The following is a 15,254-nucleotide window of genomic DNA, read 5'->3' as shown; positions in this document are numbered from 1 at the left end:
TTCCCTTAAGCCGCATCGCGCTTGGCGTCGTTGCGATAAGCCGCCATCGCATCGATCAAGGCTTGAAGAATCTCGGCACTCTCGCCGATCACCGACAGGTCGGCCCGTTTGATCATGTCGCAGCCAGGATCGAGGTTGATCGCCACCACCTTGTCGCAGGCACCGATGCCTTGCAGGTGCTGGATCGCCCCGGAAATCCCCACGGCCACGTAGACCCGTGCGGTGACCCAGGTGCCAGACGCGCCGACCTGACGGTCGCGAGCCATGAAACCATCGTCCACCGCCACCCGCGATGCACCTTCGGTCGCGCCCAACGCTTCGGCGGTCCTGTGGAAAAGTCCCCAGTCCTTGACCCCGTTGCCGCCGGAGAAGATGAATTCCGCTTCGGCCATCGGAATCGCCGCCGGGTCCACCGCCACCGCGCCCAAATCCTCGATGCGCGACAGGCTGCGCACCACGGCTGTGGATAACTCCACGGGCAAGGCTTCGTGGCGGGTTTCGCTGACCGGCTCGGCACACTCGACGGCGGCCAGGATCAAACGTGCAACCGGGCGGGCAAGGTCTTGCAAGCCAGCGCCGGCACGGCCGATGCATTCCTGATCCTTGACCTGCCAGACCCGTGTGGCCGGGCGTTCGCCCAGTGCCGCGGCAAAGCGCCGACCGAGTTCACCGCCACCGCTGCGACTGTCCGGCAGCAACCAGTGACGCGGGTTGAACTGGTTATCCACAGCCCGCAGGCCCTGGACCCGTTGTTCCGGTGCATAACCGTTGAATTGATCGCCCTCCAGTACCAGCAAGCGATCGACACCGGCGGTGGCGAAGGCATTTTCCTTGTGTTCGCCGAAGACCACGGCCAACACCGCACCGTCCTTGCCGGCCAGTTGATGCGCCAGGCCGAGCAAGTCGCGGTCATGGCTGCTCAAGCGGCCGCCGACCATGTCCGGCACCACGCTGATGTAAAACGCCGGTGCGGCCACTTGATGCAGCGGCAATTGCACTTCAACAGCGGCCGAGCGTTTGGTTGCCCCGCCCTGCTGCGCGCCACTGCGGTCGATCCGCTTGATGCCATTGGGGCCGATAAATCCGATGCCATGCAGGTTTTTGCGGATGACGCCGTTCGGCCCCATCCAGCTGTGTTGCGCCGGTTGCATCGCCGCGTGCAGCGGGTGCAAGCGGTTACGGGCAATCCATTCGGCGCGGGGGTCGCGGCGGATAATGTCGCTCATCAGTGGGCCTCCGCAGGTTCACGTTTGGCCGGGGTGTTTGGCTTGCTCGGTGCAGCGTCTTCGAGCAAAGCGTCGGCCACCAGTTCGGCGATGTCCTTGATCAGCGGACGGGGTTCGATCACGCCTTCGAGCATCGCGGTGCATTGCGGGCAACCCACGGCCACCAGTTCAGCACCGGTTTCGCGAATGTCGTCCATGCGCATGTCGGGGATCCGCTGCTTGCCCGGAATGTCGGTGATCGGCGCCCCGCCACCACCGCCGCAGCAGCGCGAGCGGAAACCGGAGCGTTGCATTTCCTTCACTTCTATCCCGAGGGCCCGCAGTACCTCGCGCGGTGCCTCGTATTCACCGTTGTAGCGACCGAGGTAGCACGGATCGTGATACGTCACGCTACTGCCTTTGTGCTGGCCAAGATTCAGGGCGCCAGCGCCGATGATTTCCGCCATGTAGGTGCTGTGGTGCTGCACGAGGTAGTTGCCGTCGAAGGACCCATACTCGTTTTTCAGCACATGGAAGCTGTGCGGGTCGCAGGTAACGATGCGGTTGAAGCTGTACTTGGCCAGGGTCTGGATGTTGCGCTTGGCCAACAGCTGGAACGTTGCTTCATCGCCCAGGCGTCGGGCCACGTCACCGCTGTCGCGTTCTTCAAGACCGAGCACCGCAAAGTCGACTTTGGCCGCTTTCAGCACTTTGACGAAGGCGCGCAGGGTGCGCTGGTTGCGCATGTCGAAAGCACCGTCGCCAACCCAGAACAGCACGTCGACGGACTTCTTCTCGCTCATCAACGTGAGGTTCAGGTCCGCCGCCCAGTTCATCCGCCCGCCCGGCGCAAAGCCGCCCGGGTTGTCGGTGGCGATCAGGTTTTCCAGGACTTCGGCGCCCTTGTTCGGGGTCGCGCCTTTTTCCAAGGTCAGGTGACGGCGCATGTCGACGATGGCATCGACGTGCTCGATCATCATCGGGCATTCCTCGACGCAGGCGCGGCAAGTGGTGCAGGACCACAGGGTTTCAGCGTCGACCAGACCGTTGACGATCGGTTGATGCGGATTACCGGCGTGTTCGCCAATTGCCTTTCCTGGGTACGGACTGCCGGCGAACTTGGCGTCGGTGCCGCCAGCGAGGCCGACCACCATGTCTTGAATCAGTTTTTTCGGGTTCAGCGGCTGGCCGGCGGCGAAGGCCGGGCAGGCGGCTTCGCATTTACCGCACTGCACGCAGGCGTCGAAGCCGAGCAGTTGGTTCCAAGTGAAATCCTTGGGTTTTTCCACACCCAATGGCGCGGTTGGATCGTTGAGGTCGAGAGGTTTCAAACCGGTGGAACGACCACCGCCAAAACGTTCGGCGCGACGGTGCCAGGCCAGGTGCAAAGCACCGGCGAAGGCGTGCTTCATCGGCCCGCCCCAGGTCATGCCGAAGAACAATTCGCTAACGCCCCACAGCACACCGACGCCGAGGATCGCAGCCACTACCCAACCGCCGAAGTTTTCCGGAAGGATGCCGGCGACCGGCAGGGTCAACAGGAAGAAGCTCGCCGAGAACGCCAAAAGGCTTTTCGGCAGACGCATCCACGGCCCTTTGGAGAGGCGAGCCGGGGGATTGCGACGACGCAGGAACATGAAAATCGCACCGACGAACATCACCGCCGAAGCAATCAACAGCGCAAAGCCGAGAATTCGACTGTGCAGGCCAAAACCGTGCACCAGTATCGCCAGCACGATAGACGCCACCGCACCGCCAGCCGTGGCGACGTGGGTGTTGGCGATGTATTTGTCCCGCGCCACCACATGGTGCAAATCGACCATGTAGCGCTTGGGCATGGCGAACAGGCCGCCGATCAGGTCGACCTTCGAGGCACGGCCCCGGCGCCACATAGCCACCCGCCGCAACGCGCCGAGGACAGCGAGGCCCAGGGCAGCGAACAACAGGATTGGAAGAAGGGTGTTCAACATGGTGGAGCTCCCAAAGACCTCGGGGTCTTGCAGGCCAAACTACCTGGATGCCTTGCTCGATCCCCTGTAGGAGCGAGGCTTGCCCGCGAAGGCGATGGATCAGCCGACATCAATGTTGAATGTCAGGACGCCTTCGCGGGCAAGCCTCGCTCCTACAGGGTTATCCACAAGCTCTTAGAAATCCTTGCACAACCGCAGCGCGTCATAGATCGCCGCGTGGGTGTTGCGCTGGGCCACGCAGTCGCCGATGCGGAACAGCAAGTAGCCGTCACCCGCCTGGCTCAGCGATGGCTGCGGCTTGATCGCGAACAAGGCTTCGATGTCCATCTGGCCCTTGTTGCGCGACGCTTCCTTCAGCGCGTAATAGATTTCTTCGTCCGGACGCACGCCGTTTTCGACGACGACCTGGTCCACCACCCGCTCCTCTTTGGCGCCGGTGTATTCGTTTTCCAGCACCGCCACCAACTTGTCGCCTTCGCGGTAGACCTTCTCCAGCATCATGTCGCCGGTCATGATCACTTCTTTCGGGTACATGCTGCGGTAGTAGGTCGGGAACGACGTACCACCGATGGCTACGCCCGGCTTGATGTCGTCGGTGACGATCTCGACCTGGCTGCCCTTGTCGGCGAGGAAGTCCGCGGTGGACATCCCGGTGAATTCGCAAATGGTGTCGTAGACCAGCACGTTCTTGCCCGGCGCAACCTTGCCGTCAAGGATGTCCCAGCTGCTGACCACCAGACCTTCAGCCGCGCCCCAGTGCTCGTTCTGCTCCAGGAATGGATGACCGCCAACCGCGAGCACCACCACATCCGGACGCAGGTCGAGAATGGTCGCCGCATCGGCCGCCACGCCTAGGCGCAGGTCGACTTTCAGACGCGCCAGCTCCAGTTGGAACCAGCGGGTGATACCGGCGATCTGGTCCCGTTGCGGGGCTTTCGAGGCGGTAGTGATCTGCCCGCCGATAAATTCTTTCTTCTCGAACAGGGTCACGTCGTGGCCACGCTCGGCAGACACGCGAGCCGCTTCCATCCCCGCAGGACCGGCACCGACCACCACGACTTTGCGTTTCACACCGGTCGACTTCTCGATGATGTGCGGCACACCCATGTATTCACGAGAGGTGGCGGCGTTCTGGATGCACAGCACGTCCAGGCCTTGGTACTGACGGTCGATGCAGTAGTTAGCGCCGACGCATTGTTTGATCTGGTCAACCTGGCCCATTTTGATCTTGGCGATCAGGTGCGGGTCGGCGATATGGGCGCGGGTCATGCCGACCATGTCCACGTAGCCGCCTTCCAGGATGCGGGTCGCCTGGTTCGGGTCCTTGATGTTCTGTGCGTGCAGCACCGGAGCCTTGACCACTTCCTTGATACCGGCGGCCAAGTGCAGGAATGGCTCCGGTGGATAACTCATGTTCGGGATAACGTTGGCCAGGGTGTTGTGGGTGTCGCAACCCGAGCCGACCACGCCGATGAAGTCGATCATGCCGGTGTCGTCGTAGTACTTGGCGATCTGCTTCATGTCTTCGTGGGACAAGCCGTCCGGGTGGAACTCGTCACCGCACAGACGGATGCCAACGCAGAAATCCGGGCCGACTTCCGCCCGCACAGCCTTCAATACTTCCAGGCCGAATCGCATGCGGTTCTCGAAGCTGCCGCCCCATTCGTCGGTACGTTTGTTGACTCGCGGGCTCCAGAACTGATCGATCATGTGCTGGTGCACTGCCGACAGTTCAACGCCATCGAGGCCACCGGCCTTGGCGCGCGCAGCGGCGCTGGCGTAGTTGCCGATCACCCGCCAGATTTCTTCCGGCTCGATGGTTTTGCAGGTCGCGCGGTGCACCGGTTCACGGATGCCCGATGGCGACAGCAGGGTTGGCCAATGCTCGCCGTCCCAACGCGAGCGTCGGCCCATGTGGGTAATCTGGATCATGATCTTGGCGCCATGCTTGTGCATGGCGTCGGCCAGGTTCTGGAAGTGCGGAATGATCCGGTCATCGGCCAGGTTGACCGACTTCCACCAGCCTTGCGGGCTGTCGATGGCCACGCTGGAGGAACCGCCGCAAATCGCCAGGCCGATCCCGCCCTTGGCTTTCTCTTCGTAATACTTGACGTACCGGTCGGTGGTCATGCCGCCGTCGGTGGCATACACCTCGGCGTGCGCGGTGCTGAGCACGCGGTTGCGGATGGTCAGTTTGCCGATCTGGATCGGCTGGAACATTGCTTCGAAAGCCATGGCGGGTTCCTCGACTTACAACGGCTTGACGGTGAACAGGCCGTCGTCGTGGCCTTCTTCGGAGCCACCGTAGACTTGCTCGGCAACGGTGCGAATCTTGCTGCCGCGAGCCTCAAGAATCTGGTCCATGGCGCCGGCAAACCAACCGGTAAACATGTAGTCGACCTTGCGCCCGACCTTGCCGTACACGTAGACGAACGCCGAGTGTTCGAGCTTGACGCTGGCGGTGCCTTTATCTAGGTCGATGTCCTGGATCTTGAACAGGCCCCAGCCGCGCTGCGACAGGCGCTTCATGTAGTGTTCGAACACCGCAATGCCTTCCAGGCCGTGGCATTCAGCTTCTTTTTCACACCAGTGCCAGGCGGATTTGTAGCCGGCCTTGTAGAGGATCTCGGCGTAGGCTTCGGCGCCCAGCACTTCCTCGATGCCCATGTGGTTGTTGACGAAGAAGTGACGCGGTACATACAGCATCGGCAGGGCGTCGGAGGTCCAGACACCGGTTTCGCTGTCGACTTCGATTGGCAATTGCGGGGCGATCTTGGCCATGGAAACTTAACTCCAGAAAATTCGTTATGTTGGTGTGCCGTAGCATCCGTAGCAGCTGCCGAGCCTGCGAGGCTGCGTTGGGCTGCGAAGCGGCCCCCGAGGGCGGTCCTGCGGACCGCAACGCAGCCTCGTGCCTCGGCAGCTGCTACAAGGGATCGTTATTTATTCGCCCCAGACGTCCTTGAGGACATTGACCCAGTTCTCGCCCATGATCTTGCGCACGACTCGCTCGGAGTGGCCGCGCTTGAGCAGGGTTTCGGTCAGGTTCGGGAACTCGCCGACGGTGCGGATGCCCAGCGGGTTGATGATCTTGCCGAAGCTGGTCAGGCGGCGGGCGTAGCCCTTGTCATGGGTCAGGTATTCGAAGAAGTCCTGGCCATGGCCCTGGGTGAAGTCGGTGCCGATGCCGATGGCATCTTCGCCGACGATGTTCATGGTGTATTCGATGGCTTCGGCGTAGTCGTCGATGGTCGAATCGATGCCCTTGGCCAGGAACGGCGCGAACATGGTCACGCCAACGAAACCGCCGTGATCGGCGATGAACTTCAGTTCTTCATCGGATTTGTTGCGCGGGTGAATTTTCAGGCCCGACGGCAGGCAGTGGGAGTAGCACACTGGTTTCTTGGATTCGAGGATGACTTCCTCGGAAGTTTTCGAACCCACGTGGGACAAGTCGCACATGACGCCAACGCGGTTCATCTCGGCGACGATTTCACGACCGAAGCCCGACAGGCCGCCGTCGCGCTCATAGCAACCGGTGCCGACCAGGTTTTGGGTGTTGTAGCACATCTGCACAATACCGACGCCGAGCTGCTTGAACACCTCGACATAGCCGATCTGGTCTTCAAACGCGTGGGCATTCTGGAAGCCGAAGAGGATGCCGGTCTTGCCCTGCTCCTTCGCCTTGCGGATATCGGCGGTGGTCCGCACCGGAATCACCAGGTCGCTGTTCTCGCGGATCAGCTTCTGGCTGGCAGCAATGTTGTTGACGGTGGCCTGGAAACCCTCCCACACCGACACGGTGCAGTTGGCCGCGGTCAGACCGCCCTTGCGCATGTCTTCAAACAGCTCGCGGTTCCACTTGGCGATAATCAGCCCGTCGATAACGATGCTGTCGGCGTGCAATTCGGCTGGGCTCATCAGGCTGTCCCCTATTAGCGATTCATGCGCCGAATCGTGTGCCGGCGCTTTGGGGCCAGCATATGCCTGAGGACCGGGGCAGCCGGGTGCAAAAACGACAGGGGGTTTGCCGAAAGCGTCAATCCGCGACAAAGGGTCGTCGCCGCGACCGATCACGCACCTGTTCAAGGGCCTGCGCATGCGCCAGAATTCGGCGCATCAATGGATGCTTACTGGATTTAGGGCGACTCAATGAAATCGATCTTCCTGGCTTTGGCACTGATAGCGACCGGCGTACAGGCGGCTGAAGAGTCCGACAACAACCCCTGCGATGCCGTCGAAAACGACGTCCAGACCCTGGAATGCTCGGCCTACAGCAGAACCACCGCCGAAGATCTGCTTAAAGAAAACTACCAGGGCCTGAACGAGCGCCTGCAGTCGGTTTACGGCAAAAACAAGGCGCAATTGAGCGACATCACCGAAAAACTCAAGGTTGCCCAGCAGCAGTGGCTGAAGACCCGGGATGCGGATTGCGCGGTGGAGGCCTTCCCGGCGACGAGCGGTAGCAAGGCGTTCACCATTGCGCAGAATGATTGTGTGGCGCGGATGAGTGATGAGCGGTCGGAGTTTTTGGAGTCGATTTCGCAGGAGTGAGGCTGTAATGGAAAACAATATGATCCCCCACGAAGTAGTCATCCGTATCGTCAACGGCGCGCTCCCGGTTCAGGCCTGGCGTGAATACCTGAATCTTACTCAGGATGAAGTTGCCGAACGCATGGGCGTTTCGCAATCGGCCTTTGCCGAGCTAGAAAGCGTTTCGAAGCCCCGCAAGCAAACCCGCGAGAAGATTGCAGCAGTATTTGGCATCAACGCCGATCAGCTTGAGTTGTAAGCTCTCCGCCATCAGCTCGTTAAGGAATATCCAATGAACATCTGCGGCATCGAAATCAAAGGCAACGAAGCGATCATCGCCGTGGCCTCGCTTGACGGTCAGGCGCTTAGCCACGTCGCCCTGGCCACCAAGAAAATCGCCCTGGACGATGACGACGAGGCTGCCAACGTCAAGGTCTTCGCCGCTCAGGTTGCATCGTTTGTGCGTGAGAATTCCATTGACCGGATTGCGATCAAGAAGCGCAGCAAGAAGGGTGAGTTCGCCGGTGGGCCGACGACGTTCAAGATCGAGGGGATTTTTCAGTTGCTGGAGAATTGCGAGGTGACGCTGTTGTCGCCGCAGACGATCAATGCCCAGGCCAAAAAGCACAATTTTGAACTACCGGGGACGCTGAACAAGTATCAGCATGAGGCTTATAAAGCGGCGTGTTCTGCCCTGGTGAAGAAATAACGTCATACCACTTGTAGGAGCGAGGCTTGCCCGCGAAGACGGCGTGTCAGGCGACGGTGATGTTGAATGTGCCGGCCTCTTCGCGGGCAAGCCTCGCTCCTACGGGTGTACCTTTTGGCTTTGTCGGCGGTCTTCTCGCGGACACCGCTCAAACCGCGCCCGATAGCTGCGGGTGAAATACGACGGTGATTCAAACCCGCACGCGATGCTCACTTCCAGCACGCTCATGTCGGTCTGACGCAGCAATTGCCGCGCTTTCTCCAGGCGTAATCGCAGGTAGAAATTGCTCGGTGTATCGTTCAGGTGCAACCGAAACAAACGCTCCAACTGCCGTCGGGTGACTTTGATCGACTCCGCCAGTTCCAGCGTACTCAACGGCGGTTCGCTGTGCTGTTCCATCTCCCCAATCACGTGCACCAGCTTCTTGTTGCTGATGCCATAGCGCGTGGCGACTTCCATGCGTTGGTGGTCTTTGCGCGGGCGGATGCGGCCGAGTACGAATTGTTCGCTGACCTGGATCGCCAGTTCCGGGCCGTGGGCCTGGCCGATCAGGTCGAGCATCAGGTCGATGGAGGCGGTGCCGCCCGCCGAGGTGATGCGGCGGCGGTCGATCTCGAACAGCTCTTGGGTGACGCTGAGCTGTGGATAGGATTCCTTGAACGCGTCGATGGCTTCCCAGTGCAGGGTCAGGCGATGGCCGTCGAGCAGGCCGGCTTCGGCAAGAACGAAGCTGCCGGTGTCGATGGCTCCAAGGGTCACGCCTTCGTTGTCCAGCCGACGCAGCCAGTGTTCCAGCGCCGGGGTGGCGAATTTCAGCGGTTCGAAACCGGCGACCACCAACAGCGTCGCACCTTTCTTTAACGGTTCCAGTGCCGCGTCGGCGTTGACCGACATGCCGTTGCTGGCCAACACCGCGCCGCCATCGGCGCTCAGCACATGCCAGCGATACAGCTCGCCGCGAAAGCGATTGGCGACCCGCAGCGGCTCGATGGCCGAGATAAAACCGATGGCCGAGAAACCCGGCATCAACATGAAGTAGAAATCCTGGGACATGGAGCGCACTCGACTGGCGGGGAACGTGAGGGCGGGTAGCGTGTGGACGTTGATACGCCACTTGTCGATGGCATTCAAGGGGGCAGGTCGCTGCAGTGCAAGAGCTGGTCGCCGCAGTGCGCTTTAACGGGGGCATTGGTGCGTAACTTGGTCATCACCGGCGCACGAAGACACCGGAACCCACAATAACGACCTGCCGAGGACCCCACCATGAAACGACTGATCAGCAGCTGTGTTCTTGCACTCAGCGGTACCGCTTTGTTGAGCGCCAATGTCATGGCCGCCGACCCCGCCGCGTGCCAGAACGTGCGCATGGGTGTAGTGAACTGGACCGATGTGATCGCCACCAGCGCCATGACTCAGGTATTGCTCGACGGCCTCGGCTACAACACCAAACAAACCAGCGCGTCCCAGCAAATCATCTTCGCCGGGATCCGCGACCAGCGCCTGGACATGTTCCTCGGTTACTGGAACCCGCTGATGACCCAGACCATCACCCCGTTCGTCGATGGCAAGCAGGTCAAAGTGCTTGAAGCGCCAAGCCTGAAAGACGCCCGCGCCACCCTCGCCGTGCCGACTTACCTCGCCGACAAGGGCCTGAAAACCTTCGCCGACATCGCCAAGTTCGAGAAAGAACTGGGCGGCAAGATCTACGGCATCGAGCCTGGCTCGGGCGCCAATACCCAAATCAAGGACATGATCGCCAAGAACCAGTTTGGCCTCGGCAAATTCCAGTTGGTCGAGTCCAGTGAAGCCGGGATGCTTTCGGCCGTCACTCGCGCCACCAAGCGCAACGAAGCGATCGTGTTCTTCGGCTGGGCGCCGCACCCGATGAACGTCAACGTGAAAATGACCTACCTCACCGGCAGCGAAGACGCCCTGGGCCCGAATGAAGGCATGGCCACGGTCTGGACCGTCACCGCGCCGAACTACGCACAGCAATGCCCGAACGTCAGCCGCTTGCTCAGCAACCTGACCTACACCGCCGAAGACGAGAGCCGGATGATGCAGCCGCTGCTGGATCACAAGGACGCCTTCGAATCCGCCAAGCAATGGCTCAAGGATCACCCGCAAGACAAGCAACGCTGGCTCGAAGGTGTGACCACATTCGATGGCAAACCAGCGGCTGAAAACCTGCAATTGACCAGTAAATAAACCCGAAATAAACCACCGACTCGCAGCCCTGTATGGGCTGCGGACGGCTAAATCACGCCTGCAAGGAACCGCCAAATGAACCACGACGTCATCATCACCTGCGCACTCACCGGTGCTGGCGACACGACCGCCAGAAGCCCACATGTGCCGGTCACCCCGAAACAAATCGCAGCCGCCGCCGTGGAAGCCGCCAAGGCTGGCGCCACCGTGGTCCACTGCCACGTTCGCGATCCCGAAACCGGTAAGTTCAGCCGTGACGTCGCGCTGTACCGCGAAGTGATGGAGCGTATCCGCGAGGCGGACGTGGACATCATCGTCAACCTCACCGCTGGCATGGGCGGCGACCTGGAAATCGGCGCTGGCGAGAACCCGATGGAGTTCGGCCCGAACACCGACTTGGTCGGCCCGCTGACCCGTCTGGCCCACGTTGAAGAATTGCTGCCGGAAATCTGCACCCTGGATTGCGGCACCCTGAACTTCGGCGATGGCGACACGATTTACGTGTCCACCCCGGCCCAGCTGCGCGCTGGCGCCAAACGCATTCAAGAGCTAGGTGTGAAGGCCGAGCTGGAAATCTTCGACACCGGTCACCTGTGGTTCGCCAAGCAGATGATCAAGGAAGGCTTGCTCGATAACCCGCTTTTCCAACTGTGCCTGGGCATCCCGTGGGGCGCGCCGGCCGATACCACCACCATGAAAGCCATGGTCGACAACCTGCCAGCCGACGCGGTCTGGGCCGGGTTCGGTATCGGCCGCATGCAAATGCCGATGGCCGCGCAAGCGGTGCTGCTCGGCGGCAACGTGCGGGTCGGTCTGGAAGACAACCTGTGGCTGGACAAAGGCGTACTGGCGACCAACGGCCAACTGGTCGAACGCGCCAGCGAAATCCTCAGCCGCCTCGGTGCGCGCGTTCTGACCCCAGCCGAAGGCCGGGCAAAAATGGGCCTGACCAAGCGCGGTTAACCCACACGTAAAACTCTGTAGGAGCGAGGCTTGTGTGGCGAGGGGGCTTGCCCCCGTTCGGCTGCGAAGCAGTCGTAAATCATCGCATGCAGTGTGCCAGGCACACCGAAATTGCAGGATTTGGGGCCGCTGCGCGACCCAACGGGGGCAAGCCCCCTCGCCACAAAGGTTCGGCCCACAAGGGATCACCAAAATTATTCAGGAAGTCGCCATGAGCTTTATCACCGAAATCAAAACCTTCGCCGCGCTGGGCAGCGGTGTCATCGGCAGTGGTTGGGTCTCCCGCGCCCTCGCCCATGGCCTCGACGTGGTGGCCTGGGACCCGGCGCCCGGTGCCGAAGCGGCGCTGCGCAAGCGGGTCGCGAATGCCTGGGGCGCGCTGGAGAAACAAGGCCTGGCGCCCGGCGCTTCGCAAGATCGCCTGCGCTTTGTCGCGACCATCGAAGAATGCGTGCGCGATGCGGATTTCATCCAGGAAAGCGCCCCGGAACGCCTCGAACTGAAACTCGAACTGCACGGCAAAATCAGCGCGGCGGCCAAGCCCAATGCCCTGATCGGCTCCAGCACCTCGGGGCTGTTGCCGAGCGAGTTCTACGAAGGGTCGACCCACCCGGAACGCTGCGTGGTCGGGCACCCGTTCAACCCGGTTTACTTGCTGCCATTGGTGGAAGTGGTCGGCGGCAAGAACACCGCGCCGGAAGCCATTCAAGCGGCGATAAAAGTCTACGAATCCTTGGGCATGCGTCCGTTGCACGTGCGCAAGGAAGTGCCGGGGTTTATCGCCGACCGTTTGCTCGAAGCGCTGTGGCGTGAAGCGCTGCACCTGGTCAACGATGGTGTGGCGACCACCGGTGAAATCGACGATGCGATTCGCTTTGGCGCGGGGCTGCGTTGGTCGTTCATGGGCACTTTCCTGACCTACACCCTGGCCGGTGGCGACGCGGGTATGCGGCACTTCATGGCGCAATTCGGGCCAGCATTGCAGTTGCCTTGGACCTATTTGCCAGCGCCGGAACTGACTGACAAGTTGATCGATGATGTGGTGGATGGCACCAGTGATCAGTTGGGCACGCATAGCATCTCGGCGCTGGAGCGCTATCGTGATGATTGCCTGCTGGCGGTGCTGGAAGCGGTGAAAACCACCAAAGAGAAGCATGGGATGGCGTTTGCCGACTAAGCGCTGCTAACCCCTGTAGGAGCGAGGCTTGCCCGCGAAGAGGCCGGTACATCCGACGGATCTCTACGGCAGGAATACCGCCTTCGCGGGCAAGCCTCGCTCCTACAGGGTCTCAACCATTTTCGGATGTGACGACATGCCCACCATCACCACCTACCAAACCAAAATCATCCCCGACTGGGTCGATTACAACGGCCACCTGCGCGATGCCTTCTACCTGTTGATTTTCAGCTACGCCACTGACGCCCTGATGGATCGCCTCGGCATGGACAGCAACAACCGCGAAGCAAGCGGCAACTCGCTGTTCACCCTCGAACTGCACCTCAACTACCTGCACGAAGTGAAGCTCGACGCCGACGTCGAAGTGCATACGCAGATCATCGCCCACGACAGCAAACGCCTGCACCTCTACCACAGCCTGCACCTGGTGGGCGGTGACAAAGAGTTGGCCGGCAACGAGCAAATGCTGCTGCACGTCGACCTCGCCGGGCCGCGCTCAGCGCCGTTCAGCGAAGACACCTTGAGCAAGCTGCAAGCCATCGTCGCCGAACAAACCGACCTGCCTACCCCCGACTACGTTGGCCGAGTGATCGCACTGCCCCCAAAAAAATAATAAGGAGATCGCCATGAACACCGCCGCCGCTTTTGCCGACTTCCGCACCTATCCGTTGATCAGCGCGTTAACCGCCGTGCAAACCCTGGCGGATCAAGTTCAAGTGACGTGGGCCGATGGTCGCGTCAGCCCCTTTCATCACCAATGGCTGCGGGACAACTGCCCGTGCCCGTTGTGTGTCTACAGCGTCACCCGCGAACAAGTGCTGGAAATCGTCGATGTCGCTGAAGACCTGACACCCAGCGCCGCGCTTCTCGACGCCGACGGCTGCCTGCATATTGACTGGCAGGATGGCCACCTCAGCCGCTTCGATCCGGGCTGGTTGCGAGCGCATGCCTACGACGACGAATCCCGCGCCGAACGGCGTGCGGCCAAACCGAAATCCCTGCTTTGGAACAGTGATCTGAAGTTGCCTGTGTTCGACTATCAAGCCCTGATGAACGACAACCACGCCTTGCTGCAATGGTTGCTCGCGGTGCGGGATATCGGCCTGACCCAGGTTCGCGGCGTGCCCACCGAACCCGGCTCGTTGAAGCTGATCGCCCAGCGGATTTCCTTTATCCGCGAGAGCAATTTTGGCGTGCTGTTCAACGTGCAATCCAAGGCTGACGCCGACAGCAACGCCTACACCGCCTTCAACTTGCCGTTGCACAGCGATTTGCCGACCCGAGAGTTGCAACCGGGGCTGCAATTCCTGCATTGCCTGGTCAATGACGCTGAGGGTGGCGAGAGTATTTTCGTCGACGGGTTTGCCATTGCCGAGGCGCTGCGGGTGGAAAGTCCGGAGTCGTTCCAGGCCTTGTGCGAAATCCCCGTGGAATTCCGCAACAAGGACCGCCACAGCGACTACCGCTGCCTGGCGCCGATCATCGCCCTGGATGTGCTGGGGCAGGTGTCGGAGATCCGCATGGCGAACTTTCTGCGGGGTCCGTTTGATGCGTCGATCGAGGATATGCCCAAGCTCTATCGGGCGTATCGACGGTTTATTGCCATGACCCGCGAAGCGCGGTTTCGGTTGATGACGCGGCTTAATCCGGGGGAGTTGTGGTGCTTCGATAACCGCCGCACCTTGCATGCGCGTAATGCGTTTGATCCGGCCACTGGCGCCCGGCATTTCCAGGGGTGTTATGTAGATCGGGATGAGTTGTTGTCGCGGATTTTGGTGTTGCAACGGTAAACCGCGTCATCGTTCTTCGCGGGCAAGCCTCGCTCCTACAGAGGTATGCGAACCCCTGTAGGAGCGAGCGATGCGGCGACCCGACTTGCCCGCGAAGGCGTCAGCCCAGCCAACACATTCCTCCCTGATCCCCAGACAAAAAAAAGCCCCGATCAAGCCGTGACAGGATCGAGGCACAAGGTACTGTTGAGGAGCCGTTGCGCGAGGGTGACCAAACCATCGTGTAGCCAGCTGAATCCAGTGTGCCCACTCCCCTGCTTGGCAAGTTAGCCGAAAGCGACCTGTTCATAGGTATCGCGGCCATTGCGACAAATCGTCCTTGCCGCCATCCCGTACCCCTACGAGAATCGATCCACGACACCGTTCCCTGAAGAAGGATTGCGTCATGATGTACGCCGATTTGATTGACCAGGAAGACCTGTTGGGCCAGCTGAAATCATTGGGCTTTCCAATACCGACCGGTGCCACGGCCGAGCAGGCTTGCGAGTGTGCCGTGCGGGGTTTGAACGATGAGCGGGCGATAGTGCTGCGCACGATGGTCAAGCAGATGTACACCAGCAGCGCGACCATCCTGCCGGCGGTGCGCCAGGCGATCGACAGGCAATTGTTGCCGGCGCTGGCGGAGTATCAGCAGAGTCGTAGCGCCTAAGCGGACGCCTTCGCGGGCAAGCCTCGCTCCTACAGGGTTGGCGTCGTATC

13 protein-coding genes and 2 pseudogenes are annotated in these 15,254 nt (G+C 60.9%); 9 read left to right on the top strand and 6 right to left on the bottom strand.

The features are described from left to right. Positions 1-5: 5 nt before the first annotated feature. From ACIOYV_RS19230 to ACIOYV_RS19210, 5 genes are all read right to left on the bottom strand, one after another. On the bottom strand, positions 6-1,226 hold the full coding sequence (locus ACIOYV_RS19230; RefSeq protein ID WP_054616873.1) for an electron transfer flavoprotein subunit alpha/FixB family protein: 1,221 nt from the start codon (positions 1,224-1,226) through the stop codon (positions 6-8). Then, entirely contained in the window at positions 1,226-3,175 is a 1,950-nt protein-coding gene (dgcB, locus tag ACIOYV_RS19225) for a dimethylglycine demethylation protein DgcB (protein ID WP_401326041.1), read from the bottom strand. The genes ACIOYV_RS19230 and dgcB overlap by 1 nt, the downstream gene beginning before the upstream one ends. Positions 3,176-3,349: 174 nt before the next feature. After that, a complete protein-coding gene (dgcA, locus tag ACIOYV_RS19220) occupies positions 3,350-5,410 on the bottom strand; it encodes a dimethylglycine demethylation protein DgcA (RefSeq protein ID WP_265041350.1) in 2,061 nt (686 codons plus the stop codon). A gap of 15 nt (positions 5,411-5,425) precedes the next feature. After that, positions 5,426-5,956, bottom strand: coding sequence for a DUF5943 domain-containing protein (locus ACIOYV_RS19215; RefSeq protein WP_093514145.1), 531 nt, complete (start codon positions 5,954-5,956; stop codon positions 5,426-5,428). A 162-nt stretch (positions 5,957-6,118) separates the two neighbouring features. After that, positions 6,119-7,096, bottom strand: coding sequence for a dipeptidase (locus tag ACIOYV_RS19210; RefSeq protein ID WP_008033250.1), 978 nt, complete (start codon positions 7,094-7,096; stop codon positions 6,119-6,121). Between the two features lie 231 nt (positions 7,097-7,327). Between ACIOYV_RS19210 and ACIOYV_RS19205 the strand changes: the two genes are divergently transcribed. The 3 genes and pseudogenes from ACIOYV_RS19205 to ACIOYV_RS19195 all read left to right on the top strand — a co-directional run bounded on the left by ACIOYV_RS19205 (position 7,328) and on the right by ACIOYV_RS19195 (position 8,417). Next, positions 7,328-7,729, top strand: coding sequence for a lysozyme inhibitor LprI family protein (locus tag ACIOYV_RS19205; protein ID WP_163911114.1), 402 nt, complete (start codon positions 7,328-7,330; stop codon positions 7,727-7,729). Positions 7,730-7,736: 7 nt separating this feature from the next. After that, a pseudogene (locus tag ACIOYV_RS19200) lies at positions 7,737-7,967 on the top strand (helix-turn-helix domain-containing protein); the annotation flags it as partial. 33 nt (positions 7,968-8,000) lie between these two features. Continuing rightward, positions 8,001-8,417, top strand: a complete 417-nt coding sequence (locus ACIOYV_RS19195; protein ID WP_401326036.1) for a DUF3010 family protein — start codon at positions 8,001-8,003, stop codon at positions 8,415-8,417. A 46-nt stretch (positions 8,418-8,463) separates the two neighbouring features. On the opposite strand, the pseudogene ACIOYV_RS19190 reads toward ACIOYV_RS19195, so the two are convergent. Then, positions 8,464-9,470 (bottom strand): annotated as a pseudogene (locus tag ACIOYV_RS19190) (GlxA family transcriptional regulator). Positions 9,471-9,680: 210 nt separating this feature from the next. On the opposite strand from ACIOYV_RS19190, the gene choX reads away from it, so the two are divergent. The 6 genes from choX (at position 9,681) to ACIOYV_RS19160 (ending at position 15,204) form a co-directional block, all read left to right on the top strand. Beyond that, positions 9,681-10,625 carry a choline ABC transporter substrate-binding protein gene (choX, locus tag ACIOYV_RS19185; RefSeq protein ID WP_054616876.1) on the top strand — a complete coding sequence of 315 codons (945 nt, stop codon included), beginning with the start codon at positions 9,681-9,683 and terminating at the stop codon, positions 10,623-10,625. A 75-nt stretch (positions 10,626-10,700) separates the two neighbouring features. After that, entirely contained in the window at positions 10,701-11,588 is an 888-nt protein-coding gene (locus ACIOYV_RS19180) for a 3-keto-5-aminohexanoate cleavage protein (RefSeq protein ID WP_054616877.1), read from the top strand. Positions 11,589-11,799: 211 nt separating this feature from the next. Beyond that, positions 11,800-12,765, top strand: coding sequence for an L-carnitine dehydrogenase (locus tag ACIOYV_RS19175; protein ID WP_133835668.1), 966 nt, complete (start codon positions 11,800-11,802; stop codon positions 12,763-12,765). 136 nt (positions 12,766-12,901) lie between these two features. After that, positions 12,902-13,378, top strand: coding sequence for a thioesterase family protein (locus ACIOYV_RS19170; RefSeq protein WP_401326031.1), 477 nt, complete (start codon positions 12,902-12,904; stop codon positions 13,376-13,378). A 13-nt stretch (positions 13,379-13,391) separates the two neighbouring features. Continuing rightward, entirely contained in the window at positions 13,392-14,555 is a 1,164-nt protein-coding gene (locus tag ACIOYV_RS19165; RefSeq protein WP_401326028.1) for a gamma-butyrobetaine dioxygenase, read from the top strand. A 385-nt stretch (positions 14,556-14,940) separates the two neighbouring features. Next, positions 14,941-15,204, top strand: a complete 264-nt coding sequence (locus ACIOYV_RS19160) for a hypothetical protein (RefSeq protein WP_054044229.1) — start codon at positions 14,941-14,943, stop codon at positions 15,202-15,204. The last annotated feature ends 50 nt before the right edge of the window (positions 15,205-15,254 follow it).

Origin of the sequence: Pseudomonas sp. NPDC087342 (assembly GCF_044744265.1) — a bacterium.
GTDB classification, from domain to species: Bacteria; Pseudomonadota; Gammaproteobacteria; order Pseudomonadales; family Pseudomonadaceae; genus Aquipseudomonas; species Aquipseudomonas nunensis.
This window is presented reverse-complemented; position numbering and strand designations above follow the sequence as displayed.